Source organism: Streptomyces sp. NPDC020742 (genome assembly GCF_040641675.1).
GTDB lineage: Bacteria > Actinomycetota > Actinomycetes > Streptomycetales > Streptomycetaceae > Streptomyces.
This window is the reverse complement of the sequence record NZ_JBFAEA010000002.1, coordinates 57,184-83,095: the sequence shown is the minus strand read 5'-3', so window position 1 is coordinate 83,095 and position 25,912 is coordinate 57,184. Positions and strand designations below refer to the sequence as shown.

Sequence of the window (25,912 nt, the reverse complement as noted above, 5' to 3'; positions counted from 1 at the left end):
AGGCGCGGGTACCGGTCATGAAGCGCTTCACCACCCTGCGCGCGGCCACCCTGCGGGCCGATGTCACCGCCTCCCTCGTCGTCTTCCTCGTGGCCGTCCCACTGTGTGTGGGCGTCGCGGTCGCCTCCGGGGTCCCGGCCGAACTGGGGCTGGTCACCGGTGTCGTGGGCGGGCTGCTCACCGGGCTGCTCCCCGGCAGCAGCCTGCAGGTCAGCGGCCCGGCCGCGGGTCTGACGGTGCTGGTCTTCGAAGCGGTCAAGGAGTACGGCATCGGTGCGCTCGGCGCGCTGGTGCTGGCCGCCGGCGTGCTCCAACTGGCCATGGGCGCCCTGAAGTTGGGGCGCTGGTTCCGGGCGATCTCGGTCGCCGTCGTCCAGGGCATGCTGGCGGGCATCGGCCTGGTGCTGATCGCCGGTCAGCTCTACGCCCTGACGGACGCCAAGGCGCCGGGCACCGGGCTGGCCAACATCGGCTCGCTGCCTTCGCTGGTCGTCGACACCGTAGGGTCCGCGACCGCGCTGTCCGCGCTCGGTGTCGGCGTCGGCACCATCGCCGTGCTGGTGCTGTGGCCGCGCTGGCGGGCCGCCGCGCGGCTGCTGCCCGCGCCGCTGGCGGCGGTGGCGCTCGCCACCACCACGGTCTGGGCGCTGGACCTGCCGATCGCCCGGGTCCAGGTGAGCGGGCTGCTGGACGCGATCCAGCCACCGGGCCTCGCCGACCTGGGCCGGCTCACCGAGATCGGGGTGCTCGGCACGGTCGTCGCCTTCGCGTTGATCGCGTCCGCCGAGTCGCTCTTCAGCGCCGCCGCGGTCGACCGGCTGCACGACGGGCCGAAGACCGACTACGACAAGGAGCTGATGGCCCAGGGCGCGGGCAACGCCGTCTGCGGGGTGCTCGGGGCCCTGCCGATGACCGCGGTCATCGTGCGCAGCGCCGCCAACGTCCAGGCGGGCGCGCAGACCAAGGCCTCACGGGTGCTGCACGGCCTGTGGCTGCTGGTGTTCGCCGCGGCGTTCCCCACCGCGCTGGGGGTGGTGCCGGTGGCCGCACTGGCCGGCATCCTGGTGCACGCGGGCTGGAAGCTGATGCCGCTGCGCGAGCTGCGGCCGCTGTGGCGCGAGCACCGCGGCGAGGCCGTGGTGCTGACGGTCACGGCGCTGGCCATCGTCACGGTCAACATGTTCGAGGGCGTGCTGATCGGCCTGCTGCTGGCGGTGGCGAAGACCGCCTGGGAGACGTCGCACGTCCACCTGGAGGTCCGTACGCCGGAGCGCATGGAGGAGCCGGTGCTGGTGCGGGCCGTCGGCAACGCCACCTTCCTGCGGCTGCCCAAGATCCTCGACCAGCTCGACGCGCTGCCCGCCGACCGCGATGTGGAGCTGGACCTGAGCGGTCTGCGCCACCTCGACCACGCCTGTGGTGCGGCGCTGTCGAACTGGGCCGAGCAGCACCGCCGCAGCCGACGGGCGGTGGAGCTGGTCTCCTGACGGCCGTCTCCCGTCCGCACGGTCACCGGCTGTGCGGGCGGGAATACACCGCCGGCAGCGGTTGTTGATCAGCGTGCACGCCGTCAGCAGCGGGCGGCCGGGCAGTGGCCTTTGTGGCACCGCCCGGCCGCCGCGGACTTCGCAGAAGGGACGGAGCACATGCCGCTCCACGGTGAGTACGAACCGAGCCCGACCGAATGGGTGCGCCTTCAGGTCGAGCGCTATGAGAGTTCCGGTGGCACGGAAGGCACGACGATCAGGGGGCTGCCCGTCGTCGTCCTCACCACCCGGGGCGCCCGGACCGGCAAGGTCCGCAAGAGCCCGGTGATGCGGGTGGAGCACGACGGCCGCTATGCCGCGGTCGCCTCCCTGGGCGGCGCCCCCCACAACCCGGTCTGGTACCACAATGCCGTGGCCGACCCCCGGGTGGAGCTCCAGGACGGCCCGGTGCGCCGGGACATGACGGCCCGTGAGGTTACCGGCGCGGAGAAGGCGCTGTGGTGGGAGCGGGCGGTCGAGGCGTTCCCGGACTACGTCGACTACCAGGAGAAGACGGACCGTCAGATCCCGGTGCTCGTACTGGAGCCCGCGGACTCCCCGCACGCCTGACCCCGGCACCCTTCCGGGCCGTCGGTCTCCCTCCAGGGTCCGCTGCGAAGGTAGATGTGGCCCGTTTGTGTTCAAGCCCGGTGAGGCCGGGGGGGGGACCCAACGAACGGTCAACGGGCCCGACTTGAGCCGCTGCTGCCGCAACACCATGTCCGGTGCTCAACGGCGCTCGCTGCGCCGTAGCCGCAGGTCAGCCACGCACTCCGCCTCTTGATCAGCATGTCACCGGTGGGCGCCTCCGCCCCCTTCTGACCAGCACAGTCGTCGTGCGGGAGGGGGTGCGGAGGTGCCTCCGGGACGGTGATCAACCATGAGATCCCTTCGTGTGGCTGTGCTTTCTTGACCGCGTGCCGGACCTTCCGGCACCTCATCCCTCCCGAAGGCGCCTGAGCAAGCGCCCCAGCCACCGGTCCGCGACCGTCCCGCACCGGCACGGCCCTGAGGTGTGCTGTCCGGCAGGTCTCCCGAAGCCGGCCTGCTCGCACCGGCACTCCGCCTTGCGGTCGGTCTCCAGGGCGGCGCCTCCGCCGCATGGGGGAGGCGGATCATCCGCCGGCCCGATCCCTGCGCGCTGCGGATCCAGCACAGTGGCCCCATGGCAATCAGCGAGACAAGGGGCCATCCATGACGATGTGGCTGATGTCGTTCCCGGCGTTGGCGTGTCTACTGGCCTTGTTCGCCCTGGTGGAGAGCGCATGGCGAGGATTCACGGGGCTGGGCTTGGTCCCGTGGCTGCGCAGGCGCACGGGGCGGTCGTTGTCGAACACGGCCTTCGACGAATTCACGGCGGTCGTGAACGGAAACAAGACGGTGGAGCTGGAGCAGCGGCGGGTGGAGCTACTGCGGCGGGACGACGAGAGCGACGGTGCGCGGCCTCGCTCCAGCGTCGACCTGGCCACGGGCACCGCGTTCATCGTGGTGCCACAGGAGGCGGACGGCCCGTGCGCTGACCGGTGCCATGCCCGTGAGGGCCGGCGGTGAGACGCCAACCGGTGGGAACGGGCGCGGAACCGTCCGCGCTGTGGGGGCATCTCGCATGCTTGTGGGCGTCCGTGTTCGCCGGGTTGCACTTCTACTGGGCCGTCGGCGGCGAGGTGGGGCTGGGCATCTCCGCCGGCCCGCTGGCGACCGAGCGCCCGCTGTGGTTCGTCGTAGCCGGTTTGTGGGGTGTGGGCGCGCTCTGCCTCCTCGGTGCCCTGCTGGCACGGCTGCTTGCCGGGTCCAGGCTCCGGGGCGTTCCCGCTCTGCTGGCACGGTGGCTGGGGTGGGGCGTCAGCGCCCTCCTCCTGGCCCGTGGCATCGGTATCGAGGTGCTGCTGCTGACCCACACGACGCACCTGGACACCTCCGTGAGCGTGGGGCAACGGGTCTGGACGCTGGCCCTCTGGAACCCCTGGTTCATCGCCGGAGGACTGGCCTTCGGCCTCGCCGCCCTGCGGTCCCGCAGGCATACCGACGCAGAACCGCCAACCGGTCCGGACGCCAACTGCTCCGCACATCGGCCGTAGTCACCGGACCCGCCGGACGGAACCTAGAGCGTCACCAGGGAGACCTCGGTGGCCTTGACGCTGGTCCAGACCGGCACCCCGTCGGCGAGGCCGAGTTCCAGGGCGGCCGACGGGGTGATCTCGGCCACCAGGTCGGGGGCCTCGTCGGAGGTGACCAGGATCCGCAGCCGGCTGCCCGCCGAGGTGATCTCCCGGACGGTTCCGGGCCAGACGTTGCGGGGGCTGCCCGCGGGCCGGTCGAGGTGCACCGACACCGCCTCGGGGGCGATGACCGCCAGCGCCCGGGCGCCGTCGGGGAGCGGGTCGGCAATGACCAGCCGGCCCCCGCCGGCGAGCGTGAGCCCGCCGTCCGCTGCGGTGCCCGGCCAGGCGTTGCGGCCCAGCATCCGGGCGACCCACGGTGAGCGCGGGTGGCGGGTGACCTCGGCGGGCGGGGCGTCCTGGAGGGCGCTTCCGCCGTCCAGGACCAGCACCCGGTCGGCGAGGGAGACCGCCTCGACGGGGTCGTGGGTGACGATCAGACAGACCCCGCCGAATTCCGCGAGGTGGCCTCGCAGGGTGTGCCGGACGTGCGCGCGGGTGGTCTGGTCGAGCGCGGCGAGCGGCTCGTCGAGCAGCAGCAGCCGGGGGCGGGCGGCGAGCGCCCGGGCCAGCGCGACGCGTTGGGCCTGGCCGCCGGAGAGCTGGGCGGGCCTGCGGTGGGCGAGGTGGCCCACGCCGAGCCGGTCGAGCCACTGTTGGGCGGCGCGGCGGGCCTCGGCGCGCGGGGTGCGGTGGGCGCGCAGCCCGTAGGCGGTGTTGGTCAGGGCGCTCAGGTGGGGGAAGAGCGCACCGTCCTGGGGAACCCAGGCGACGCCGCGGCGGTGCGGGGGCAGCCCGCTGACGTCGGCTCCGCCGAGGCGCAGCGCGGCGCGGGCACGCGGGGTCAGCCCGAGCAGGGCGCGCAGCAGGGTGGTCTTGCCGGCACCGTTGGGGCCGACGACGGCGATGGTGGTGCCCCCTTCGGCTTCCAGCGTCAGCTGGTTGAAGCCGGTGACCTCGGCGTGCAGCGGCCAGCGCTCCGCGGGCGCGGCGGCCGGGGCGGGCGGCCCGTCGGCGGTGGGGGCGGGCGCCTCGGTGAGGTCGTGGTCGTCGGCGGGCGGGGCGGCCGGGACCGTACGGCCGACGGTGCTGCCGGTCCACCGCCCTCGCAGCGCCACCAGGACGGCCATCGCGATGACGAGCAGCAGCAGGGAGACCGAAGTGGCGGCCTCCGGGGAGTCCTGGAGCAGCAGGTAGACCTGGAGCGGCAGGGTCTGGGTGGTGCCGGGCAGATTGCCGGCGAAGGTGATCGTGGCGCCGAACTCACCGAGCGCCCGGGCCCAGGTCAGCGCGGCGCCGGCGGCCAGGCCGGGCGCGACCATGGGCAGGGTGACGGTGGCGAAGACCCGTACCGGGGAGGCGCCGAGGGAGGCCGCGGTCTCCTCGTAACGGGTGCGCAGCCCGGCGAGGGTGCCCTCCAGGCTGATGACGAGGAAGGGCATCGCGACGAAGGTGGCGGCGACCACCGCGCCCGAGGTGTGGAACGGCAGCACGATGCCGAAGGTGTCCTCCAGCCAGGGGCCGAGCACGCCCCGTCGGCCGAAGCCGAGGAGCAGGGCGACACCGCCGACGGTGGGTGGCAGCACCATCGGGAGCAGCACCAGCGAGCGGACCAGGGCCTTGCCGGGGAAGCTGACCCGGGCCAGCAGCCAGGCGAGCGGCACCCCGAGCAGCAGCGACAGGCCCAGCGCCCAGAAGGACACCAGCAGCGACAGACTGAGCGCCTCGGTGACGCCCGGGCTGGTCAGATGGGTGCCGATCTCGCCCCAGCTGGTCCGGGCGAGGATGCCGACGAGCGGCATCAACAGGAACGCGATGGCCAGCAGCGCGGGGACGGTCAGCGCGAACGGGGCGCGGGCCCCGGGCACGCGGAACCGGCCGGCCGGCGGTGCGGCGGGGGTGCGGGGGCGTTTCATCGGGGTTCCTCGGGGCGACGGTGGCGGGCCGGTGCGGCGACGGCGTACACGGGGCTGCTGCTGGCCGGACTGCCCCGTGCACGCGGTTCCCCGTTACGGCTTCTGGAATCCCGCCTGCTGGAGGATCTTCTGCGCCTCCGGCGTGCTCAGCCACTTCACGAACGCGGCGGCGGCCGCCGCGTGGTGGGAGTCCTTCAGGGGCGCGGCCGGGTAGGAGGCGACGGCGTTCTGGGCGTCGGGGATGTCGACGGCGTCCACCTTCTTCGGCGCGGTGGCGGCGTCGGTCTTGTAGACCAGGCCGGCGTCGGCCTCGCCCAGCTCGACCTTGCTGAGCACCGCGCGGACGTTGGGCTCCTGGGAGACCGGGGTGACCTTGATCTTCTGGGCGTCCAGGACCTGCTTGCTGTACCGGCCGACGGGCACCTCGGGGGCGGCGAGGACGACCTTGAGCTTGTCGCCGGCGAGGTCCTTCAGGCCGGTGATCTTCTTGGGGTTGCCCGCACCGGTCGCGATGACCAGCCGGTTCTTGGCGATGACGGTGGGGCTGCCGGCGTCGTCCGTCAACCCGTCCATGGTCTTGGTGTCGGCGGTGACCAGGGCGTCGGCGGGGGCACCCTGCTTGACCTGTGCGGCCAGCTCCTGGGAGCCGGCGAAGGAGAACCTCACCTTGGTGCCCGGGTGCTCCTTCTCGTAGGCCGCGGCGGCCTTCGGGAACACGTCGGTCAGCGACGAGGCGGCCAGCACGGTGAGCTGCGTGGTGCCGGAGGAGCCGGCCGACTTCTCGGCGCCGGCCCCCTTCTTGCCGTCGTCGTTGCCGCAGGCGGCGAGCGGCACGAGGAGGGCGGCGGTGACGAGCACGGCCGCGGCGCGGCGCCCGGTGACGAGCTGGGACATGAGGCGGGACTCCTTGTGACGCGGGACGAGGGGTCGTCCGAGCGGATGGGAAAAGCCGCGCCGTGGACGGGCGACGCCGCTGGGTGAGGCGGCCGACGTGCTGGTGGTGGGGGCGGTCGGGCCGGTTGCTCGCAGGGGCGCCGGGCGCCCCCGCGGTGCTACTAGGTGCGGTCGATGTGCACGCTGGTGGACTTCACGCGGGCGGTGGCCCGCATGCCGACCTCCAGGCCCAGTTCCTCCACCGCTTCCCGGGTCAGCAGGGAGACCAGGCGGTGCGGGCCGGCCTGGATCTCCACCTGGGCGGCGACGTCGCCGAGGGTGACGGCGGTGACGATGCCAGGGAAGGCATTGCGCGCGGAGGTGTACGAGGCGTCGTCCTCACCGGTGCCGTGCTGCGCCACCTCGATGGAGAAGGCGGCCAGGTCACGGCCGTCGATGAGCCGGCGGCCGCCGTCGTCGCGGTGGGTCGCGACCTTCCCGGCATCCGCCCAGCGGCGGGCGGTGTCCGGGCTGACGCCCAGCAGCCGCGCCGCCTGGCCGATCGTGTAGGACTGCATGTGCGACAACATAGGCACCCTCGGCTCGCATGTGCAATGTTCAGGGCGATGTTCCATGGCAAATGCCAGGGCCGTTGGAGGAAGCGACGAAGGTGGCCGTGATGCGCGCCCCGGCGACTGCCAGCAGGGTGGAGGGGCATCTCCCGTCCCGGCCCCCTGTGAGGTAGTGCGATGAGCCTGAGCATCCGTAACCAGCTGTCCGGGACGGTGGCCGCGGTCACCGCCGGCGAGGTGATGGCGGCCGTCAAGGTGCACCTGACCAACGGGTCGGAGGTCACCGCCGCGGTGACCCGGGAGGCGGTGCAGGAGCTGGGCCTGGCGCCCGGGGCGCCGGTGCGCGCGCTGGTCAAGTCCACCGAGGTCGCGCTCGCCACCGGAACGGTCGACGGCCTCAGCATCCGCAACCGCCTCCCCGGCACGGTCACCGCGGTGACCACCGGCGGGGCGATGGCGAGCGTCAAAGTCGCCGTCGGGGGCGGGGAGTTGACCGCGGCGATCACCAAGGACGCGGTCGAAGACCTGGGGCTGACCGCAGGTGCGGCGGTCACCGCCCTGATCAAGTCGACCGAGCTCTCGCTCGCCACCGGGCCGGCCTGAGCAGCACCGGTCAGGGCGCGTCGGGCGGGGCGCAGGTGCCCACCCGGATGCCGGTGATCGCGCTGATGTAGCGCGCCCCGCAGCGGTCGGAGGGCACCACCAGCTGGCTGCCGACGGCATCGAGGGGGCGTCCGTCCAGGGACGTGGCCAGCAGGACCGGCGCATCGCCGAAGTCGGCGTCGATCTCCGCCCAGGACAGCACCGTGTGGTGCCCGTCCCCGCCGGTGACGGTCAGCAGATAGCGGGAACGGTCCTTGCGCCGCCGGGCGTCGAAGGCCGGCCCCGCGGCGGCGAGCACCTCCCGCAGCAGCGGGCCCTCGAAGGTGTGGTGCTGGGGACCGTTCGTGGCGCAGTCGAAGACCACCGCGGCGTGCCGCTGCGCCCACCGCTCCCGCAGCTCCCCGACGGTCAGGGTGAGCGGGCGGCGGACCTGACCGCGGATCACCAGACGCCCGGGGCCGGCCGGTACGACATCGGCGGGCGCGCGGCGGGCGGCGGTCGTGGTGCGGGACGGCGGGCTGAGACGGCTCATTCGAGACCCCCTTGAGGCGATCCGCGCGGCGGCTGCCTCCCTGTGATGCCCGACGGCCGCCGTACCGAACCACGGATGCCATCCACGAGTGCGGCTTTCCCTCGCTGATGTGAGGCAAAGGGGGCCAATCGGACGGCACCTTCGGGGAGCGGATCCGGCCGGGGGGGGATCGCCCCCGGCCCGCCGACACCCCCGCCCGCTCCCCCGGCCTCAGGCCGAGCCCTCGCGGGACGGCTGACGGCCCGAGGGTCGCTCCGGTGCCGCACCGGCCGCGCGGCGCTCCTCCAGGGCCAGCCACACCGTGTCCCGCAGCAGCGGCACTGCCCACCTGGGCGGGCCGCCCTGCTACCTGCTGACGGCGACCGGGCGGCTGCTGGCCCGCACCCCGGCCGCCCCGTACCTCCCCGCGCAGCAGGCCGCCCGGGACCTGCGCACCGCGGCGGCCGGGACCAGTCTGCGGATCGACGGGGACGGCGGTCCGTACGACAGCTGGTACCTGCATCTGCGGGGCACCGCCGATGCCCCGCCGCGGGTGCTGCACGCGATCGCCGAGGTCTTCGCCCAGTACCGCCACCACAGCGAACGGCAGCGGGCGGACCGCCGGCGGGCGGCGGACGCGCTGGTGACGCTGCTGGCCGCCGGTCCGGCGGACGGTGCGGCGCTGCAGGCGGCGCTGCCCGCCTGCGGGCTGCCCACCGACGGTCCGTACCGGGTGGTGGTGGCCACGCTCGGCGGCGACGAACCCGAAGGCGCGGTACGGGCGTTGACCGAGGCGCTGCGGCACGAGCCCGGGGTGCCGTTCGCGGCCGGCCGGCTGCCGGGTGGTGAGGCGGTCGCCGTGGTCCACGCCGGCTCGGAAGCCCCAGCGGAAGCCGCCTCGGGCGCCGAGCCGGACCCCGATCCGGATGCCCGGCCGGACTCCGGGCCGGGTGGCTCGTTGGCCGACCGGTGGCTGGCGCTGCACACCTGTCGTCCCCAGGCCCCGCTGCACGCCGGCGTCAGTGCCCCGGTGTCCGCGGCCGGCGGGCTCGGCTCCGCACTGGACCAGGCGCGCTACGCCCTGGCCGCGGCCCGCGCGCAGGCCCCCGACGGCGCCCAGGTGAGGTCCGTGGCGGAGCTGAGCACGCTGGGGGCGCTGCTCGCCGGGGTCCCGGCCGACGTCCGCCGGGCGTTCAGCAACCGGGTGCTGGGCCCGTTGGCGCACGGCGGCTCCGCCTCGCACCGGATGCTGCTGGAGACCCTGGAGGTCTTCCTCGCCCACCACGGGTCATGGGCGCGGACCGCCGAGGCGCTCCATCTGCATGTGAACACGGTGCACTACCGCATCCAGCGGATCGAGACGCTGACCGGCCGCGACCTGTCCCGGCTGGGCGACACACTCGACCTGCGGGCGGCGCTGTGGTGCCGCTGAGGGACGCCGGCCCCGGCCGGCGGCGCCCGGCGGCTCAGGACGGCCGGTCGATGTGCACATGGGTCGACTTCACCCGGGCGGTGGCGGTCACCCCGACCTCGATGCCCAGTTCCTCCACCGCCTCCCGGCTGACCACCGACACCAGCCGGTGCGGACCGGACTGGATCTCCACCTGGGCGATCACCTGGTCCATGGTCACCTTGGTGACGATCCCGGCGAAGGAGTTCCGCACGGACGTCTGCACCTCACCGGGGACCGGGTGCAGTCCGGTGGCGCGCTCCTTGGCGAACGCGGCCAGGCCCACCCCGTCGAGCACGCGGTTGCCCGCGCCGTCGCGCTCCATCCGCAGCTGCCCGCCGTCGGCCCAGCGCCGGACCGTCTCCGAGCTCACTCCCAGCAGCGCGGCTGCCTGACCAATGCTGTACGTGGGCACCCCCGCACTCTAGAGGGTGCCGCCGTGGGGAGAGGGCGTGCCTCCCCCAGGGAAGGCGGTGCCTCCCCGGGCAGCGGACCGGGCGGGGCTCGGTCCGCTGCCCCCGGTGTCAGTCGTCCGTCGCGACCAGGTCCTCCAGCGCGGGCAGCGCCTCGTACAGCAGGCGCTGCCGGTCGGGGGCCAGCCGGCCGACCCGTTCGGCGAGCAGCCCGGTGGTCTCCCGGCGTACCGCGCGGAGCACCGCGAGCCCCTCGTCGCTGAGGCTGATCAGGGTGGCGCGCTGGTCGGCGGGGTCGGTCCGGCGGGCGATCCAGCCGCAGCCGTCGAGCAGGTCCACCATCCGGGAGGTGGTGGACAGCGCGATGTTCATCCGTGCGGCGAGGGCGCTGACCCGCAGCGGACCGTGGGCGGCGAGCGCCGCCAGGGCGGCCAGCCGGCTGGGGGTGAGATCGGGGTGCCGGCGCCGCTCGCGGAGCAGCGGCAGCAGCTCCTGGATCACCGCGCGCAGCCGCCCGGCCAGTTCGGTGGGCTCGGGCGCGGCGTCCGCGCGCCGCCCGGTGGGGGCGTCGGGCTGTGTCATCGGGGGCTCCTGGGGTGGGGGGACGGTGGGGGCGGGGCTGCCGGGGGCGGCCCGGCGGCGGGGCCCGGAGGCGGCGGGGCGGGGGCGGCGGGGGCCGCTTCGACGGCCGCGGCGGCCGGCTCCGGCGCGGGTGCCACGGCCTTCTCGGCGCAGTCGTCCTTCGCGGCGCGGTCGTCGTGCACATACCGCCCGCCGCGCAGCAGCGAGGCGACCGCGGCGATCAGGCAAGCGGCGAGCGCGAAGTCGAAGGCGACGGCCAGCCCGTCGGCGAACGGCTGGGAGATCAACTGGGGGAAGAACTCCCGGCCGGTGAGGTACGCGGCGTGGCCGGGCGGGACGTGGCCGAGGACCTGGGGGCCGAGGAGGGTCTGCACCGGGTTGTAGCCGAGCAGGGACGCGAAGAGCACGCCGACCGGCGGCAGCGCGGCGACCTTGGCGGCGTCCGCGGGCGGTACGCCCTGCGCGGTCAGGCCGCTGGTGAGGGCGTGCGGCAGGGCCCCGGCCAGGCCGGCGATCATCAGGGAGAAGAAGATGCCGATGGACAGCACCATGGCCGAGTTCTGGAAGGTGGTGCTGATGCCGGCGCCCACGCCCCGCTGGTCGGGCGGCAGGCTGTTCATCACCGCGGCCCGGTTGGGGGCCGCGAACAGGCCCATGCCGATGCCGTTGAGCAGCAGGATCAGGGCGAACACGGGGTACGAGAAGTCGACCGGCAGGGCCTGCAGCGCCACGAAGGTGCCGGCCGCCAGCAGCATCCCGCCGGTGGCGAAGGTCCGCGCCCCGAACCGGTCGGAGGCCCAGCCGGACACCGGCCCGGCCACCAGGAACCCCAGCGTCAGCGGCAGCATGTAGATGCCGGCCCACAGCGGCGTCTCGGTGAAGCCGTAGCCGTGCCGGGGCAGCCAGATGCCCTGGAGCCAGATGATGAGGAGGAACATCAGGCCGCCGCGGCCGAGCGAGGCGAGCAGGCTGGCGAGGTTCCCTGCGGTGAAGGCGCGGATCCGGAAGAGCCCGAGCCGGAACATCGGCTCCGGCACCCTGGCCTCGACCACGCAGAAGACGGCCAGCAACGCCGACCCGCCGGCCAGCGCGGCCAGCACCGCGGGGTTGCTCCAGCCCATGGTGTGCCCGCCGTAGGGCTGGATGCCGTAGGTGATCCCGGTCAGCACGGCGATCAGGCCGGCCGCGAAGGTGAGGTTGCCCCACCAGTCGGGACGGGCCGGGGTGCGGACGCCGGTGTCCCGCAGCCGCAGGTACGCCCAGACCGTGCCGAACACCCCGAACGGCACGGACACCAGGAAGACCAGCCGCCAGTTCACCGGTCCGAGCAGCCCGCCGAGCACCAGCCCGACGAAGGATCCGGTGATGCCGGCGACCTGGTTGAGGCCGAGGGCCAGTCCGCGTTGCCGGGCGGGGAAGGCGTCGGTGAGGATCGCGCTGGAGTTCGCCATCAGCATGGCCCCGCCGATGCCCTGCAGGACCCGCATCGCGATCAGCCACAGGGCGCCGGCCGTGCCGTGCTGCCAGGTCACCGACAGCAGCACGGAGAAGAGGGTGAAGACGGCGAAGCCCGCGTTGTACATCCGGGTCCGGCCGTACATGTCGCCGAGCCGCCCGAAGCTGACCACCAGCACGGCGGTGACGACCAGGTAGCTCATGATCAGCCACAGCAGCAGACCGGCGTTGCCCGGCTCCAGGGGGTCCACGCCGATGCCGCGGAAGATGTCCGGCAGCGCGATCAGCATGATCGACATGTTGATGGCGGCGATCAGCACGCCGAGGGTCGTGTTCGACAGGGCGACCCACTTGTAGCCGGGCCCGGGCACGGGGCGCGGCCGTGGGCCGGTGGCGGCGGTACCGCCCTGATCAGCAGTGGTGATTCCCACGGGACACCAGCCCCCATCGGGATTTACTTGCTTGACATCAACCAATTTACCTCCGTCCGGGCCGGTGCGGCCAGGGCGCGGCGCCGGTACCGCACCGCCCTCGACCCCACCCCCGGCACCGCCCCCGGCGCCCCGCTCCGGTCGGGCCGCGGCGCAACCGGGGGCGCCGCCCGCCCATCCGAACAGAGCAGTACGCCCCTGAGCCGGTCGGGCGGCCGACACCCGTGGCGTCAGCACCGTGCCGCTCGCCCGGCGTTACCGGCGTGCATCACCAAGAACGGTCACGATCGAGGAAGTTGACCGCGACGGGGACGTACCAGCCGCTGACGCGAGGTCACACGGATTGCCCAGTGGGGCCATTTTTCGCGTTGCGACCGATTTGACCCGATGTGAATCTGGTATCCCATTCGTCAAAGGAGTTGATCGCATGGTTACGGATCGCACAGCGCCGGTCGAGACGGCCACCCTGGCCGCCGAGGTCGAGGGACTGCTTGAACCCGCCGAGGCCGATGGCGTTTTCCGCGACACCCGCGAGTGTGGAGGTGCGCTGCTGCTGGCCGCGCTGCTCCTGATCTCGCCGCCCACCCCCCGGCCCAAGACTGACGTTCGCTGAGGGGAAAGCGTTGGCTGAACAGACGCAGGGAGCAGTCCCGCTCAGCGCTGTGATTGCCGATGCCGCAACCGGGGTCGCCCTCGCTCTGAGGGGTGAGGGCGACCCTTATGCGCTGTCCGGCATTCTGCGGCAGGAGGACGCGCTGGCTCCGGCCGCGGTCCGGGTGCTCGGCGCCGATGCCCTCGCGCCGTACGCCATGGAGCAGCGTGCGGCACCGGCCGGCGCGGAGGACGCGGCGGTGGTCCGGCAGGCGCTCGCCACCTACCCTCCGGGGGCCGATGCCTCGGAGGTCTCGGTGTGGACCTACCGGGGCCTGGCCGAGGCCGCACGGGCCTTTCTGCCCGGCGACGGGCAGCCGTGGCCGCCGGCGCCCGCGGCCGGGACCGGCTGGGTCGGCACCGACCCCTGGCCCAGGCTCTCGCACCGGGTGTCCCAGCTGGCCGCGCTGGCGCTGCCCCAGGTGGCGCCCGGCCTGGCCGAGCAGCTCGCCGCCCGCACCGACGACCTGGCGCGCGGATTCGTCCGGGCGGTGCGCCGCCGGGACTGGCCGCAGGCGGCCGGCCTGGGCCGCTGGCTGGCCCGGTTCCCGGAAGTGCCACAGACGTTGGGGCTGGACAGCGGGCTGGCGTTCGTCCGCCAGATGGGCGGCGCCGATCCACGGGTCGCGCTGCACGTCGCGGCGGCCCAGCGCTTCCACGGACGGGGTTGGTGAGCGCGCCCCGCAGCGACCCGGGGCTGCTGGACCGGATGGTCCACAGCAGCCTGGGGTGGCTGGACGGGGCGCGCGGGCACTTCCGCCTGCCCCCGGACGTGACCACCGACGCCGACCCCAACCTGACCCTCAAACCCCTCGGCGAGCTGGCCGAACTCACCCAGCTGATCGGGGCGTTGCACCCGTGCGAGGACATCCGGCAGACCGCCCGCGGGCTGTTCTCGTTCGCCTGGAACGAGACCCGGGACGGTGAGCTGTTCGCCGAGCTGATCCGCGGTGAGCCGTTCGCGACCTACCCGGTGGAGCTCTACGGGGTCTTCGCCCAGGCCGGGCTGCGGCATGCCGAGGTCGACGGGCTGGTGCACACCACCACCCGGCTGCGCGGTTGGCGGGTGGCGCGCGAGGACCACACCCGTACGCTCGGGGTGCTCAACGCCGAGCGGCGGATCGGGCTGCGGCAGCACGCCGACTTCGCAGCGGTCCTGGCGCTGACCGGCCTGGGCCGGCTGCCCGAGCCCTGGGCGCTGGACCGCAAGGCGGCCTACGGGGTGACCCATGACGTGTTCCACCTGACCGACTGGGGGCGCAACCGGCAGCGGCTGTCCCCCGAACTCGCCGGCTACCTGCGGCTGTGGCTGCCCTCCTGGCTGGAGAACTGGCTGGAGGAGCAGCTGTGGGACCTGGTCGGCGAACTGCTGGCCGTGACCGCCTGCCTGCCGAAGGCCCCGTACGATCCGGTCGCCTGGCAGCGGTTGGCGCAGGCTCAGGCCGCCGACGGAAGCGTGCCCGAGATGGGCGCGGCGCCGTCGTCGGGCGACCCGGGCGAGACCTTCACCGCCTGCTACCACTCCACCCTGGTGACCGCGTTCGCCGCCACCCTCGCCCGGATCGCCGCCGACGAGGCCGAGGCCGGCCCGTCGGGCGGGGACCCGGCGCTGGTCGGCGGGCGGACTCCCTGCGAAAGCGAGAGTGCCCCGTGACCGTGACGGCCGCATCCCCCGCCCTGCTGCACGGCGTCGGCGACCGGGCCCTGTCCTGGCTCGACGAGCACCGTGAGTGCTTCCGGCTGACCGCCGACGACCTGGTCAACAACGGTGCGGTCGTCGAACGGCTCAAGCCCATCGGGGAGCTGGCGCTCAACATGCAGGTGCTGTTCCGGGAGGGCGTGGCCGGGTCCCGGCAGAAGGCCCGCGCCGGGCAGCTGCTGGACTTCGCCTGGCGGGAGCTGCTGGACGGCGGCAATGTGCTGGCCCGGCTCCAGCACGACGAGCCGCTCTCCCCCGTGCCGCTGGAGGTCTATGCGACCTTCCACGAGCTGGGCCACCGTCACCCGGGCCTGGAGGCGGCGGTGGAGGTCTGCCGGCACACCGCCACCTGGACGGCGCTGGAGATGATGCCCAACCGGCGGCTCGGGGTGCTCAACGCCGAGCGCAAACTGGGCCTGGCGCCCAGCAGCGACTTCGACCGGGCCGTGGCCCGGACCTGGCTGGGGCAGCGGCCCGAACCGTGGACGGTGCAGCTGCACATCGCCTACGACCTCACCCACACCGTCTTCCACCTCACCAACTGGGGCGAGGCGCCCGAGCGGATCCCGCCGGAGATCGCCGACTACCTCGCCCGGTACCTGCCGGCCTGGATGGACGACTGGGCGGACCTGGAGCACTGGGACCTGCTGGGCGAACTTCTGGTCGTCGACGCCTGCCTGCCGCGGCCGACGCTCGACGCGGTGCTGTGGGAGCGCTATGCCGCGGCGCAGGCGGAGAGCGGTGCGATGCCCATCCAGCGCACCATGCCGCAGGGCGACCCGGCGCGCGTCTTCGACCTGGTCCACCACCCCACCCTGGTCGCCGCGTTCGCCTCCGCGATGGCCACGTCCCGGGCAATGTCCGCCGTCCGATGAGCCCGGAACCCGACCCCGCGCTCGCCGACCGCCTCGCGCAGGCGGTCGCCCGTATCGACGCCCCGGACGTCGTGCTGGCCGTCACCCGCGGCGGCCGGCGCACCGTCCTGACCGGGGGCTCGGCGCTGACGCCGCCCACGCCGCGGCACGCTCTGCGTTACGAACTGGGCTCGCTGTCCAAGACGTTCACCGTGCTGCTGCTGGCCGAACTGGCCCGGGCCGGGGCGCTGGCGCTGGACGATCCGCTCGTCGCGCACCTGCCGGACCTGCCGCTGACGCATCCGTACGCGCGCCGGATCACCCTGTGGCACCTGGCCACCCACACCTCGGGGCTGCCGCGCATCCCCACCGACCTGGTCGTCGGGGCGGTGGTCCATCCGTACGCCAACGGGTACGCCGCCTACGACACCGACCGGCTGCTGCGCACCTTCGCCCGCACCCGGCCCCGGCACCGCCCGGGCACCCGCTGGCGCTACTCCAACTTCGGGCTGGCGCTGCTGGGCCCGGCGCTGTCCCGGGCCGCGGGCACCACCTACCCGGCGCTGCTCACCGAGCGGGTGCTGCGCCCGCTGGGGCTGACCGACACCACCCTGGGCCCTGGCACCACCGGCACCGACGCCATCGGCCACCGTACGAACGGGGTGACGCCGGTGCGCAGCGCCGACATGGGCGCCTTCCTCGCGGCCGGCTCGGTGCGCGCCACCCCCGGCGATCTGCTCACCTACCTGGAGGCGCACCTCTTCCCCGAGGACACCCCGCTGGCCGGGCCGCTGCGCGACGTCCAGGTGCCGCTGCTGCGCCGGGGGTGGCGGCACCGCAACACCCACACCCTGACGTGGTACCACCATCCGGCTTCCCACGGCCCGTTGCTCTTCCACGTCGGGGCGACCTTCGGGCAGCAGGCGTTCATCGGCTACCACCCGGCGACGCGGACCGGGCTGGTCGCGCTGGCCACCCGTCGGGGCCGTAGCTGCCGGATGATCACCACCGCCTACGAGACGCTGTACGCGCTGGCCGGCCAGCCGCCGGAGCGAGCGGCGGGGGCTGGAGGGGGCAGCGGGCGGTGACGGGAGCGGGCGGTGGCTCCGGCCGGGGGCGCCGCCGTCAGAGCTCGCCGGCCAGGATCCGGGCGAGCACGGTCCCCGTACGCTCCTCGCTGGCCTGTCGGAAGGCCTCGGTGTAGGCCGCGTCGCCGATGGCCCGGCGGGCCCGCTGCTCGCACTCCTCGCGGACCGCGCGCAGTTCGGGGGTGCCGCGCTGGGGATGGCCCACGGTGCGCCAGATGGCCTGGCCGGTGCCGTAGACGCGGGCGGCGGAGGCACCGTCGCCCCGGGCGGCCACCGCGGCGGCGAGCAGGTCCAGGCCGAGGGCGATGCCGAACTTGTCGCCGATGCCCTGCTTGGCGGCGAGCATCGCACGGGCGTGCTCGGCGGACTCCTCGGGCCGGTCCTGGAACAGCGAGATCAGCGAGAGCTGGTAGTCGGTGTAGGAGCGGGTCCAGTGCTCGCCGCGCCGTACACAGCCGCGGCGCAGTTCGGTGGCCTCGGCGCGGGCCTCGGTGAACTTGCCGAGGCCGGTGAGCGCGAAGATCCGTACCAGGTGGCAGCGCAGCCGCCCGGGCGAGTCGAACGGGGCGTCCGGCGGCGGGCCGAGCACCTGTTCCGCGACGGCGTGCGCGGACATCGGGCGCCCGGCCATCAGGTGGGTCAGCGCGATGAGGTAGCCGGCCTGCAACGCCGCCTCCGCATCGTCGTCGGCGCGGGCCGCGCGGGAGCACTCCAGGCCCAGTTCGTCGGCCCGCTTCAGGTCGCCCTGGAGCAGGACCGCGATGCCGAGCGCCCACAGCGCCCGGGTGCGGGCCCGGCTGGCGCCACGCTGGCCGGCGAGGGCGCGGGCCACATAGTCGCGGGCCTCGTGGAGGTGCCCGCAGCAGCTCCAGAAGAATCCGATGGCGGCACTGAGCTCGAGGGCCCGTTCGGGGGCGGTGACCAACAGGTGGTCCAGCGCGGTGCACAGGTCGATGTGGGCGTCGGCCACCCTGCGGTACCAGGCGACCTGTTCGCGGCCCAGCCAGCCCCGTTCGGCGCGGCGGCCGAAGTCGACGAAGTACGCGGCGTGCCGGTCCGCGAGGGCCGCCGCCTCGTCCAGTTCGCCGAGCCACAGCCGGCCGTACTCGCGCAGGGTGTCGAGCATGCGGTAGCGCGGGCCCTCGCGGGAGAGGACCGATTTGGCGGCCAGTCCGGCCAGGGCGGTGCGCACCTCCTCCTCGGTGAGCGGGCCGCCGGCGCAGACCGCGCCCGCCGCGTCCGCGTCGAAGGTGCCGCGGAAGACCGAGAGCCGGGCCCACAGCAGGCGCTCCAGCGGGGTGCACAACTCGTGGCTCCAGCCGATGGCGCAGCGCAGCGTGCGGTGGCGCGGCGGCCGGGACGGCTCGTCGTCGCCGTCGAGGGTGTCGAAGCGGGTGGCCAGCCGTTCGGCGATCCGCTCCACCGGGCTGTGCGCCAGCTGGGCGCCGGCCAGCTCCAGCGCGAGCGGAATGCCTTCCAGGCGGCGGCAGATGGTCTCGGCGGCGGCCGTGTACCGGGGGTCGGTCGGCCGCAGGCCGGGGACGGCGCGGCCGGCCCGGTCGGTGAACAGCGCCAGCGCGTCGTTGTCACCGGTGTACGGCAGCGGGCCGATCTCGGTGACCCCTTCGCCGACGAGGTCCAGCGGCTGCCGGCTGGTGACCAGCACGGTGAGCTGCGGGGCAGCGGTGAGCAGGTCGGCGAGGAGGTCGCGGCAGGCGTCGACGAGGTGTTCGCAGGAGTCCAGCACCAGCAGCAGCCGTTTGTCGGCGAGCCAGGAGCACAGTGCGGCCGCGGGGGTCCGTGCCGTGTGGTCGGCCAGCCCGACCGCGTCGCAGACGGTGGCCAGCAGCAGGCCGTCGCCTTGGAGCGGCCAGAGATCGGCCCAGCAGACCCCGTCGGGGAACCGGCGTGTCGCGGCCCGCGCGGCACGTATGGCGATCCGGGTCTTGCCCACGCCACCGGGGCCGGTCAGGGTGATCAGCCGGTGGCTTGTCAACTCCTGGCCGATCTGCCGTAGTTCACTTCGGCGGCCGACGAAACTGGTCGACTCGAGGGGAATGCTGCTTGCCACCAGCCCAGTTTGCCCCAGCCGCGGCACCGGGTGGCGCAGGGTGGCGTAGGCGGTGCGGGGCGCGAAGTTGACGACGGCCCGGGGCGGTCAGGGGGTGACGACCGGGAAGGTGGGGTGCACCGGGCCGAGCAGGCCGAGGAGCGTGCGGAGCGGTCCGGCCTCGCCGTGCCGGGCGGCCTCGGTCGTCTCCCGGCCGGCGAGCAGGTCGAGCAGCTGGGGCTTGGTGAGGGTGAGCGTCAGGTCCGGGGTGCGGTCGTCGGACGGGGCGGGCACGCCGGGGGAACTGAGGTGGGTCAGCGCGCCGTTGGACAGGGTGAGCTGCCAGGTACGGTCCTCGTCGGGCAGGTAGAGGTCGAGCGTCAGCCCGGTGTCCCAGGCACGGGGGCCGTCGATGCGGATGGCCAGCGAGTCGAGGAGCTGGTCGACGGTCAGGGCCTGGGCCATCTCGGGGTTGGCGGGGTCCAGCCGGACTTCGGCGAGGGTGCCGCGCAGCTCCATGGCGCCGGTGAGGTAGACGTTGCGCCAGGTGCCGTTCTCGCAGCCGTGCCCCAGCCGTTCGTAGACGAGGGCGAGTTCGCGGCGGGCCCGGAGGCTGCCGGGGTCGGCGAAGACCGCGTGGTTGAGGAGGGTGGCGGCGAACCGCAGGTCCCCCTCGGCGGCGTACCGCTTCCCGGCGTCCACGGTGGCCTCGGTGCCACCCAGGGTGTCCACATAGCGCCGGGCCAGCTCGGCCGGCGGGTGTTCCCACAGATGGGCGGGGTTGCCGTCGTACCAGCCCATGTAGCGCTGGTAGATCGCCTTGACGTTGTGGCTGAGCGAGCCGTAGTAGCCGTGGTTGGCCCACACCCGCGAAAGGGCCGGCGGCAGCCGGAGCTCCTCGGCGATCTCGGTGCCGGTGAGCCCCTCGTTGAGCAGTCGCAGGGTCTGGTCGTGCAGGTAGGCGTAGAGGTCGCGCTGGTGGACGAGGAGGGCTTTGATGCGGTCCTTGCCCCAGGTCGGCCAGTGGTGGGAGGCGAAGGCGACCTCCGCCTCGCCGCCGAAGAGGGCCAGCGCCTCGCCCAGGTAGCGGGACCAGGCCCGGGCGTCCCGGACCGCGGCGCCGCGCAGCGTCAGGATGTTGTGCATGGTGTGGGTGGCGTTCTCGGCGAGGCAGAGCGCCTGCTGCGCCGGGAAGCAGAAGTTCATCTCGGCGGGCGCCTCGGTGCCGGGGGTGAGCTGGAAGACGATGCGGACCCCGTCGACGATCTCCTCCTGGCCGGTGCTGGTGATGTCCACGGTCGGCGGGACCAGGGTGAGGGTGCCGGTGGAGTGGGTGGCGCCCAGGCCGCAGCCGATCTGCCCGGCCGGCGCTTTGGGCAGCTCCGTGCCGTACATGTAGACCGCGCGCCGGGTCATCGCGGTGCCGGCGTAGACGTTCTCGCTGACCGCGTGCCGCAGGAAGCCGGCGGGGGCGAGCACCGGTACGGGGTGGTGGCCGGGCGGCAGGACGCCGCGGGCGCCGCCGAAGTGGTCCGCGTGCGAGTGGCTGTAGACCATGCCGGTGACCGGCCGGTCACCGCGGTACTCGCGGTAGAGCTCCAGCGCCGCCGCGGCGGTCTCGGCGGAGACCAGCGGGTCGATGACGATCACCCCGTGATCGCCCTCGACCAGCGTCATGTTGGACAGGTCCAGACCGCGCGCCTGGTAGATGCCGTCGGTGACCTCGTACAAACCCTGCCGGCTCACCAACTGGCCCTGCCGCCACAGGCTCGGGTCGGCGGTGCGGGGGCAGTTCTGGGCGAGGAAGGCGTATGCCTCGGCGTCCCAGACCACCCGGCCGTCACCCGTGGTGATCTCCGGCGGATCGAGCGGGGCGATGAAGCCGCGGTCGGCGTCGGCGAAGTCTTCGTGATCATCCACGGGCAGAGCGGTCACGGGACGCTACCTCTCTGGGGCGGCCGGCCGGAGCCAATACCCCACGCAATCGATTTAACCCAATTTGCCGGGTTATCGCATGCGTGGCCGAAGGCCGGCGGCCGCCCCTTCCGGGCCGGCCGTGATCACACCGGCTCGGCCTCGATGAGGCTGAAGCGGTTGGACCGCGGGAGCCGGGTGACCGTGGTGACGGCGAAGCCCGCACTACGGCACAGCCGCTCGAAGTCCTCCCGGGTCCGCTCCCGGCCCCCGACGTTGACCAGCATGTTGAGGTCGGTGAGGTAGGCCAGGCTGTCCGCCGCGGGGTCGACGAGGGGCGGCAGCACGGGCTCGACGATCAGCAACCGACCGTGGTCGGGGATCACCCGGCGGCAATGCCGGAGGATCCGTGCGCAGCGCTCGTCGTCCCAGTCGTGGATCACGCTCTTGAGGAGGTAGAGGTCGGCCCCCTCGGGAGCGGTGGCGAAGAAGTCGCCGGTGACCAGGGAACAGCGGTCCTCGACACGCTCCTGCGCCAGCCGGGCCGGGGCCTGGGCGAGGCCCTCGGCGCTGTCGAAGAGGATGCCGCGCAGCTCCGGGTGGGCCCGCAGGATCGCGGCGAGCAGAGTGCCGTCCCCGCCACCGATGTCGGCCACCACGGTGCGGCGGCCGAAGTCGTAGGCGGCCGGCACCAGGGCGGCGGTGTCGCGGGTGCCCTGGCTCATCGCGGCGTTGAAGTCCGCGGAGAGCTGGGGGTGTTGGGCGAGGTGGCCGAAGAAGTCGGTGCCGAAGACAGCGTCGAAGGACGGCGTTCCGGTGCGCACGCTGTCGTCCAGCCGCTCCCAGGCCCGGAGCATGGCGGGGTCGGTGAACATCCGGATGAAGGAGTGCAGCGACTCGGGGTGGTCCTCGCCCAGCAGGGCGCCGGCCGGGGTGACGGCGAAGACTCCCGGGGCCCGCTCGGCGAGCAGCCCGAGACCGGCCAGCGCCCGTAGTAAGCGGCCCATGGCCTGGGCGTCGGCGGCGCACTCGGCGGCCAGTTCGCGGGCACCGCGCTCGCCGTCGCCGATCCGGTCGACGACCCGTAGCCGGACGGCGGCGCCCAGCGTCTGGGCGGCCATGGGGCCGTAGGCGATCCGGACCAGCGCGTTACGGGCCTGGTCCGATGACGGGTGATCGTGCGGCATGTGACAGCACCTCTCTGCGTGAACGGCGTTACGGGCAGGGCGCGGCAGGGCACAACAACGCAGGCGGCCTCAGCACCCCCGCGCTAGTTAGGCAACCCTAACTTCGCGCGATCACTGGATCAATGCCCCGTCCACCCGCACCCCACGCCTGCGGTGCGGCCCTTTGCACCACCCGGGAGAGGAGGGACCCCTGTCCCCGTACGACGACCGCCCCTTCGGCGAACTCACCGAGCTGTTCCGGCACGATGCCGTCGCCCGCTCCCACCCGGGCCGTCCGCCGGCCGGCCGATCGGGCCGGATGCGCGGGTCCCACCGCGCCGTCGGCTGGCTGCTGCCGGCGGCCGCGGCCGGCACTCTGGCCGCCGGGATCGTGCTGGCCCACGGCCTGCTGATCGCGGGCGGACTGGTGCTGGCCGGGCTGTCCGCCCCGCTGCCCGGCCCACGGGACCACCGGAGGTAGCCCCACCCCGGGCCACCGGACGGGCTGCCCGGCCACCTGGAGACGTCAACCGCTGGGGACGCCGCCCACCGGGGACGCCGCCCACTGGGACGTCGCCCACTGGGACGTCGCCCACTGGGACGTCGGCGCACCGCCGGCCCGCGCACCCTCCGCGGAGGGCCGCCAGGCCGGCGATGTGACCACTGCCCGGTAGAAGGAGGCGGATCAGGTGGCGCGGCGACTCTTCGACGCCACGACCACACACATGGCGCCCAACAGGAACGTCAGGGCACCGATGACGATGTTGTTCCAGATGACACCGGCATCCGGGCCGGTGCCGACGATCCAGGGCGCGATGATCATCCACACGCCGATCGCACACATCGCACCGCTCAGGCCGTACATCCGGTCGGGGGTCGCGGTGAAGCCGATCGCCAGCAGGGCAATGGCGATGCCGATGATGAGGTTGTGGGTCATCAGCGCGGGCTGCGCGGCCGCGTAGTGGACGATCCACGGGGAAGCGGCGCAGTACAGGCCGACCAGGAACACCGGCCCGTCGACGAGTACCACATCACGCCCGCCGAGCACCCGCTCATAGCGCGCCTGCATCTCAGAAGCATCGGGGTGACCTGCGAGATCTCCCCTGTGGTGTGAGACGTCGGCCATGCGACTCGCCTCCTTCGTCCGCAAGCCTGGCCGTATTCGCGTGGCATCCGGCCGCGCATCTTTATTCTGCGCTTATGCCGCCTTTATGTGTAGATGAAGCGACAGATGAATTTTGAAGCGTTCCGGTCAGGGCTCATCCGCCGTCCAGCGGCCGCCCGAGCCCGAGGTTCCACCGGCCGCTCCGGCCACTCAGCTCCACGACGGTCAGCGGCGGGACGTCCAGCCGCCAGAACGCCTCCAAGGGGAGCCGCAGCGCAGCCACCGCCGCGGCCCGGACGACGTCCGGGTCGACGACGGCCAGCACCCGACCGGAGTCCCCGGCCGCCAGGTCCAGCCACTGCGCGACCCGGTCGCACAGCTGCCGCAGCGTCTCGCCGCCGTGTCCGGCGAAGTCCGGGTCCCCCAGCCAGGCGGAGACCGCGGCCGGCTCGGCGTCGGCGACCTCGGCCAGCGTCCGGCCGCGCCAGCCACCCATCGCACAGCCCGCCAACTCCGGAACGGGCCGCGCCGACAGCCCCAGCTCCTCGGCGGTGTTCCGGCAGCGGACCGAGGGGGAAGCGAAGATCCGCTCCGGGGACGGCAGCCGGCCGGCGGCGGACCGGGCGCGGCGCCGGCCGGCCTCCCCCAGCGGGGCGTCGTCATCGAAACGCACCGCCCGGTGGGCCTCGCCCGCGGCCGGTGAGACCAACATCACCCGAGTTGTCATGCCCTCTTCTCTCGCTCTGATCCAGCACCGGTAAGGGTCGGCGGGCGCAAGGGAGTTGTTCCGCCGGCACGCCGCGCCCTGCGCCTCTCCGCCCCCTACGAGGCCTTGGCTCGCGGATCGCTTCGCGGTACCTTCCCGATGATATTGACGACGACATGACGGAAGCCGGTGGGATCCCGGCGCGGTCGCGCCACTGTATGTCCGGTTTTGACCAGCCCACCAGGGCCGGGCCGGATGAGCCAGACCCGGTATGTCGTCACGCTCTCCACCGCACAGGGACGCGAGTTCCCCCTACAGGAGGTCCTGCCATGGCTCAGACCATCGCACCCCCGGCCACCGGCGCCGCCACCCCCGCCCCGCTCCCCCTCAAGGCCATCGCCCCCTGGGCGCTGTTCGTCGGCGTCCTGATGCTGGTCCTGCTCTACTTCATCGGTGCCGAGCAGGGCGCCACCTCGCTGCTGTCCGGTACGGACGTCCACGAGTGGGTGCACGACGGTCGGCACCTCCTCGGCTTCCCCTGCCACTGATCGGGCGCCGCACCCATGAACTCCGTCACTGTGAGAACCCTCCTGGTGCGCGGCATGCTCGCCGGTCTGGCCGCCGGTGTCCTCGCCCTCGTCGTCGCCTACCTGCTGGGCGAGCCGAGGGTGGACGCCGCCATCGCGTTCGAGGAGGCACACAGCCACGAACACGAGATGGAGGTCGTCAGCCGCGGTCTGCAGTCCACGGCCGGGCTCGCCACCGGCGTCCTGGTCTACGGCGTGGCCTTCGGCGGGATCGCCGCACTGGCCTTCTGCTTCGCGGTGGGCCGGATCGGTCGGTTCAGCGCCCGCACCACGGCCGCGCTGGTGTCCGCCGCCGCGCTGGTGGCCGGCTACCTCGTGCCGTTCCTGAAGTACCCGGCCAACCCGCCGTCGGTGGGGGACCCCGACACCATCGGCAAGCGCACCGCACTGTACTTCCTGATGATGCTGCTCGGCGTCCTGCTGGCCGTCGCCGCCACGATCCTCGGCCGGCGGCTGGCGCCCAGGCTGGGCAACTGGTACGCGACGGTGGCCGCGGGGGCCGCCTTCGTCCTCGCCGTCGGGCTCGCCTACGCGTTCCTGCCGGCGATCGACGAGGTGCCGGACGGCTTCTCCGGCACGCTGCTGTGGCAGTTCCGGCTGTCCGCCATCGCGATCCAGCTGGCACTGTGGACCGCCTTCGGGCTGCTCTTCGGCCACTTCGCTGAGCGGGTGCTCCCGGCGCAGCAGCGCACCCCGGCCGCCGAGGCGGTACCGGCCGCCTCCTGAGGGGCGGCGGACGCCGCCCCTCAGCGCACCGCAAAAGGGGCCCGCGAGCACTCTCGCGGGCCCCTTTTGCTGCCGCGGTGTGCGGCAGCCGTGGTCCGACCGGCTCAGCTCAGGCCCGGAACGCCGTCCAGATGCGGCAGGTCGTGGTCGAGCCGTTCCCGTTTGGCACGCAGATAGCGGATGTTCTCGGCGCGGGGCTGCATCAGCAGCGGTACCTGCTCCTCGACGTCGACGCCGTGCCGCAGCAGCGCCGCGCGCTTGCGGGGGTTGTTCGACAGCAGCCGCACCGAGTCGACGCCCAGGTCCTGGAGCATCTCCGCGGCCACCCGGTACTCGCGGGCGTCGACGGGGAGTCCGAGCGCGAGGTTCGCCTCGACCGTGTCCAGCCCGTCCTCCTGCAGCCGCATCGCCCGGAGCTTGGCCAGCAGCCCGATGCCCCGGCCCTCATGGCCCTGAAGATAGACCAGAACGCCGCTGCCGGCCGCCACGATCGCGCGCAGTGCGGCCGACAATTGATCGCCGCATTCGCAGTGTGTGGAGGCGAAGACATCACCGGTCAGGCATTCCGAATGCACCCGGGTCAGCGCCGTCCGCCCCGCCACCTCACCGTGTACCAGGGCCACTTGCTCGATACCGGTGCGGCGGTCGAGATAGCCGACCGCGAGAAATTCGCCGTATGTGGTGGGAAGCCGGACTTCCACCACCCGTTCCACGCCCGGTTTCCGCCCGGCGGCGTCGTCGATTGCCAGGGCCACATCGCGGCCGGGGCCGGCATCCTCGTCGGGGTCGATCATGGCGCGATGGTACCCGCGTGGAGAAACGATGGGCAGGGATCACTCAGAATGGCAACAAGTATGCTGCGGCCGATGACGCGG

27 protein-coding genes and 1 riboswitch are annotated in these 25,912 nt (G+C 73.5%); of the genes, 14 read left to right on the top strand and 13 right to left on the bottom strand.

Annotated elements, in window-relative coordinates:
- The first annotated feature begins 17 nt into the window (after nt 1-17).
- The 4 genes from AB0G84_RS04425 to AB0G84_RS04410 all read left to right on the top strand — a co-directional run bounded on the left by AB0G84_RS04425 (nt 18) and on the right by AB0G84_RS04410 (nt 3,604).
- On the top strand, nt 18-1,487 hold the full coding sequence (locus AB0G84_RS04425) for a SulP family inorganic anion transporter (protein WP_361315351.1): 1,470 nt from the start codon (nt 18-20) through the stop codon (nt 1,485-1,487).
- Nucleotides 1,488-1,646: 159 nt separating this feature from the next.
- Complete coding sequence (locus AB0G84_RS04420) at nt 1,647-2,096, top strand: nitroreductase family deazaflavin-dependent oxidoreductase (protein ID WP_361315349.1); 450 nt, start codon at nt 1,647-1,649, stop codon at nt 2,094-2,096.
- Nucleotides 2,097-2,720: 624 nt separating this feature from the next.
- A complete protein-coding gene (locus AB0G84_RS04415) occupies nt 2,721-3,077 on the top strand; it encodes a DUF6191 domain-containing protein (protein ID WP_361315346.1) in 357 nt (118 codons plus the stop codon).
- Nucleotides 3,078-3,148: 71 nt separating this feature from the next.
- Complete coding sequence (locus AB0G84_RS04410) at nt 3,149-3,604, top strand: DUF3995 domain-containing protein (protein ID WP_361315344.1); 456 nt, start codon at nt 3,149-3,151, stop codon at nt 3,602-3,604.
- Between the two features lie 23 nt (nt 3,605-3,627).
- Here AB0G84_RS04410 and AB0G84_RS04405 read toward each other — a convergent pair whose 3' ends face one another.
- The 3 genes from AB0G84_RS04405 to AB0G84_RS04395 form a co-directional block, all read right to left on the bottom strand.
- Nucleotides 3,628-5,601, bottom strand: a complete 1,974-nt coding sequence (locus tag AB0G84_RS04405) for an ABC transporter permease (protein WP_361315341.1) — start codon at nt 5,599-5,601, stop codon at nt 3,628-3,630.
- 93 nt (nt 5,602-5,694) lie between these two features.
- Nucleotides 5,695-6,495: a molybdate ABC transporter substrate-binding protein gene (gene modA, locus AB0G84_RS04400; protein WP_361315338.1), complete on the bottom strand. Its 801-nt coding sequence runs from the start codon at nt 6,493-6,495 to the stop codon at nt 5,695-5,697.
- A 161-nt stretch (nt 6,496-6,656) separates the two neighbouring features.
- Nucleotides 6,657-7,052, bottom strand: a complete 396-nt coding sequence (locus AB0G84_RS04395) for a helix-turn-helix transcriptional regulator (RefSeq protein ID WP_361315335.1) — start codon at nt 7,050-7,052, stop codon at nt 6,657-6,659.
- Nucleotides 7,053-7,223: 171 nt separating this feature from the next.
- On the opposite strand from AB0G84_RS04395, the gene AB0G84_RS04390 reads away from it, so the two are divergent.
- The gene (locus AB0G84_RS04390; protein ID WP_361315332.1) at nt 7,224-7,649 is read left to right on the top strand and encodes a TOBE domain-containing protein; all 426 of its coding nucleotides are present in this window, start codon (nt 7,224-7,226) and stop codon (nt 7,647-7,649) included.
- Nucleotides 7,650-7,659: 10 nt separating this feature from the next.
- Here AB0G84_RS04390 and AB0G84_RS04385 read toward each other — a convergent pair whose 3' ends face one another.
- The gene (locus tag AB0G84_RS04385) at nt 7,660-8,181 is read right to left on the bottom strand and encodes a molybdopterin-dependent oxidoreductase (RefSeq protein WP_361315329.1); all 522 of its coding nucleotides are present in this window, start codon (nt 8,179-8,181) and stop codon (nt 7,660-7,662) included.
- Between the two features lie 301 nt (nt 8,182-8,482).
- Here AB0G84_RS04385 and AB0G84_RS04380 point away from each other — a divergent pair, with 301 nt between their 5' ends.
- Nucleotides 8,483-9,592, top strand: a complete 1,110-nt coding sequence (locus AB0G84_RS04380) for a helix-turn-helix domain-containing protein (RefSeq protein ID WP_361315326.1) — start codon at nt 8,483-8,485, stop codon at nt 9,590-9,592.
- Between the two features lie 34 nt (nt 9,593-9,626).
- Here AB0G84_RS04380 and AB0G84_RS04375 read toward each other — a convergent pair whose 3' ends face one another.
- The 3 genes from AB0G84_RS04375 to AB0G84_RS04365 form a co-directional block, all read right to left on the bottom strand.
- Nucleotides 9,627-10,025, bottom strand: a complete 399-nt coding sequence (locus AB0G84_RS04375) for a TOBE domain-containing protein (RefSeq protein ID WP_361315323.1) — start codon at nt 10,023-10,025, stop codon at nt 9,627-9,629.
- Between the two features lie 109 nt (nt 10,026-10,134).
- The gene (locus AB0G84_RS04370; RefSeq protein WP_361315321.1) at nt 10,135-10,605 is read right to left on the bottom strand and encodes a MarR family transcriptional regulator; all 471 of its coding nucleotides are present in this window, start codon (nt 10,603-10,605) and stop codon (nt 10,135-10,137) included.
- Nucleotides 10,602-12,431, bottom strand: a complete 1,830-nt coding sequence (locus AB0G84_RS04365) for an MFS transporter (RefSeq protein ID WP_361316780.1) — start codon at nt 12,429-12,431, stop codon at nt 10,602-10,604. Before AB0G84_RS04365 ends, AB0G84_RS04370 begins: the two co-directional genes overlap by 4 nt.
- A gap of 487 nt (nt 12,432-12,918) precedes the next feature.
- On the opposite strand from AB0G84_RS04365, the gene AB0G84_RS04360 reads away from it, so the two are divergent.
- The 5 genes from AB0G84_RS04360 to AB0G84_RS04340 are packed head-to-tail and all read left to right on the top strand — an operon-like array spanning nt 12,919 to nt 16,783.
- Nucleotides 12,919-13,104, top strand: a complete 186-nt coding sequence (locus AB0G84_RS04360) for a hypothetical protein (protein WP_030411128.1) — start codon at nt 12,919-12,921, stop codon at nt 13,102-13,104.
- Nucleotides 13,105-13,153: 49 nt separating this feature from the next.
- On the top strand, nt 13,154-13,816 hold the full coding sequence (locus AB0G84_RS04355; protein WP_361316777.1) for a hypothetical protein: 663 nt from the start codon (nt 13,154-13,156) through the stop codon (nt 13,814-13,816).
- Nucleotides 13,813-14,796: a hypothetical protein gene (locus AB0G84_RS04350; protein WP_361315318.1), complete on the top strand. Its 984-nt coding sequence runs from the start codon at nt 13,813-13,815 to the stop codon at nt 14,794-14,796. Before AB0G84_RS04355 ends, AB0G84_RS04350 begins: the two co-directional genes overlap by 4 nt.
- Complete coding sequence (locus AB0G84_RS04345; protein WP_361315316.1) at nt 14,793-15,716, top strand: hypothetical protein; 924 nt, start codon at nt 14,793-14,795, stop codon at nt 15,714-15,716. Before AB0G84_RS04350 ends, AB0G84_RS04345 begins: the two co-directional genes overlap by 4 nt.
- The gene (locus AB0G84_RS04340; RefSeq protein ID WP_361315313.1) at nt 15,713-16,783 is read left to right on the top strand and encodes a serine hydrolase domain-containing protein; all 1,071 of its coding nucleotides are present in this window, start codon (nt 15,713-15,715) and stop codon (nt 16,781-16,783) included. The genes AB0G84_RS04345 and AB0G84_RS04340 overlap by 4 nt, the downstream gene beginning before the upstream one ends.
- A 37-nt stretch (nt 16,784-16,820) precedes the next feature.
- Here AB0G84_RS04340 and AB0G84_RS04335 read toward each other — a convergent pair whose 3' ends face one another.
- The 3 genes from AB0G84_RS04335 to AB0G84_RS04325 all read right to left on the bottom strand — a co-directional run bounded on the left by AB0G84_RS04335 (nt 16,821) and on the right by AB0G84_RS04325 (nt 21,934).
- The gene (locus tag AB0G84_RS04335; protein WP_361315311.1) at nt 16,821-18,854 is read right to left on the bottom strand and encodes an NB-ARC domain-containing protein; all 2,034 of its coding nucleotides are present in this window, start codon (nt 18,852-18,854) and stop codon (nt 16,821-16,823) included.
- Nucleotides 18,855-18,941: 87 nt separating this feature from the next.
- On the bottom strand, nt 18,942-20,759 hold the full coding sequence (locus AB0G84_RS04330) for an alkyl sulfatase dimerization domain-containing protein (protein WP_361316774.1): 1,818 nt from the start codon (nt 20,757-20,759) through the stop codon (nt 18,942-18,944).
- Nucleotides 20,760-20,893: 134 nt separating this feature from the next.
- On the bottom strand, nt 20,894-21,934 hold the full coding sequence (locus AB0G84_RS04325) for a methyltransferase (RefSeq protein WP_361315308.1): 1,041 nt from the start codon (nt 21,932-21,934) through the stop codon (nt 20,894-20,896).
- A 163-nt stretch (nt 21,935-22,097) separates the two neighbouring features.
- Here AB0G84_RS04325 and AB0G84_RS04320 point away from each other — a divergent pair, with 163 nt between their 5' ends.
- On the top strand, nt 22,098-22,394 hold the full coding sequence (locus AB0G84_RS04320; protein WP_361315306.1) for a hypothetical protein: 297 nt from the start codon (nt 22,098-22,100) through the stop codon (nt 22,392-22,394).
- Between the two features lie 204 nt (nt 22,395-22,598).
- Here AB0G84_RS04320 and AB0G84_RS04315 read toward each other — a convergent pair whose 3' ends face one another.
- Nucleotides 22,599-23,039, bottom strand: coding sequence for an SPW repeat protein (locus AB0G84_RS04315; protein WP_361315303.1), 441 nt, complete (start codon nt 23,037-23,039; stop codon nt 22,599-22,601).
- Between the two features lie 133 nt (nt 23,040-23,172).
- A complete protein-coding gene (locus AB0G84_RS04310) occupies nt 23,173-23,745 on the bottom strand; it encodes a histidine phosphatase family protein (RefSeq protein WP_361315301.1) in 573 nt (190 codons plus the stop codon).
- A gap of 160 nt (nt 23,746-23,905) precedes the next feature.
- Nucleotides 23,906-23,990: riboswitch (cobalamin riboswitch) on the top strand.
- Nucleotides 23,991-24,053: 63 nt separating this feature from the next.
- Here AB0G84_RS04310 and AB0G84_RS04305 point away from each other — a divergent pair.
- On the top strand, nt 24,054-24,272 hold the full coding sequence (locus AB0G84_RS04305) for a CbtB-domain containing protein (protein ID WP_361315298.1): 219 nt from the start codon (nt 24,054-24,056) through the stop codon (nt 24,270-24,272).
- Nucleotides 24,273-24,287: 15 nt separating this feature from the next.
- Complete coding sequence (locus AB0G84_RS04300) at nt 24,288-25,037, top strand: CbtA family protein (RefSeq protein WP_361315296.1); 750 nt, start codon at nt 24,288-24,290, stop codon at nt 25,035-25,037.
- A gap of 104 nt (nt 25,038-25,141) precedes the next feature.
- Here AB0G84_RS04300 and ribA read toward each other — a convergent pair whose 3' ends face one another.
- Nucleotides 25,142-25,750, bottom strand: a complete 609-nt coding sequence (ribA, locus tag AB0G84_RS04295) for a GTP cyclohydrolase II (RefSeq protein ID WP_361316772.1) — start codon at nt 25,748-25,750, stop codon at nt 25,142-25,144.
- Nucleotides 25,751-25,912 lie beyond the last annotated feature (162 nt).

Bases quoted from the DNA above. Each gene is read 5' to 3' on its own strand.
- AB0G84_RS04415 (WP_361315346.1), top strand. From the start codon at position 2,721: ATGACGATGTGGCTGATGTCGTTCCCGGCGTTGGCGTGTCTACTGGCC.
- AB0G84_RS04315 (WP_361315303.1), bottom strand. From the start codon at position 23,039: ATGGCCGACGTCTCACACCACAGGGGAGATCTCGCAGGTCACCCCGAT.
- AB0G84_RS04310 (WP_361315301.1), bottom strand. From the start codon at position 23,745: ATGACAACTCGGGTGATGTTGGTCTCACCGGCCGCGGGCGAGGCCCAC.
- AB0G84_RS04370 (WP_361315321.1), bottom strand. From the start codon at position 10,605: ATGACACAGCCCGACGCCCCCACCGGGCGGCGCGCGGACGCCGCGCCC.
- AB0G84_RS04300 (WP_361315296.1), top strand. From the start codon at position 24,288: ATGAACTCCGTCACTGTGAGAACCCTCCTGGTGCGCGGCATGCTCGCC.
- AB0G84_RS04425 (WP_361315351.1), top strand. From the start codon at position 18: ATGAAGCGCTTCACCACCCTGCGCGCGGCCACCCTGCGGGCCGATGTC.
- modA (WP_361315338.1), bottom strand. From the start codon at position 6,495: ATGTCCCAGCTCGTCACCGGGCGCCGCGCCGCGGCCGTGCTCGTCACC.
- AB0G84_RS04420 (WP_361315349.1), top strand. From the start codon at position 1,647: ATGCCGCTCCACGGTGAGTACGAACCGAGCCCGACCGAATGGGTGCGC.
- AB0G84_RS04305 (WP_361315298.1), top strand. From the start codon at position 24,054: ATGGCTCAGACCATCGCACCCCCGGCCACCGGCGCCGCCACCCCCGCC.
- AB0G84_RS04385 (WP_361315329.1), bottom strand. From the start codon at position 8,181: ATGAGCCGTCTCAGCCCGCCGTCCCGCACCACGACCGCCGCCCGCCGC.
- AB0G84_RS04325 (WP_361315308.1), bottom strand. From the start codon at position 21,934: ATGCCGCACGATCACCCGTCATCGGACCAGGCCCGTAACGCGCTGGTC.
- AB0G84_RS04390 (WP_361315332.1), top strand. From the start codon at position 7,224: ATGAGCCTGAGCATCCGTAACCAGCTGTCCGGGACGGTGGCCGCGGTC.
- AB0G84_RS04360 (WP_030411128.1), top strand. From the start codon at position 12,919: ATGGTTACGGATCGCACAGCGCCGGTCGAGACGGCCACCCTGGCCGCC.
- AB0G84_RS04405 (WP_361315341.1), bottom strand. From the start codon at position 5,601: ATGAAACGCCCCCGCACCCCCGCCGCACCGCCGGCCGGCCGGTTCCGC.
- AB0G84_RS04395 (WP_361315335.1), bottom strand. From the start codon at position 7,052: ATGCAGTCCTACACGATCGGCCAGGCGGCGCGGCTGCTGGGCGTCAGC.
- AB0G84_RS04340 (WP_361315313.1), top strand. From the start codon at position 15,713: ATGAGCCCGGAACCCGACCCCGCGCTCGCCGACCGCCTCGCGCAGGCG.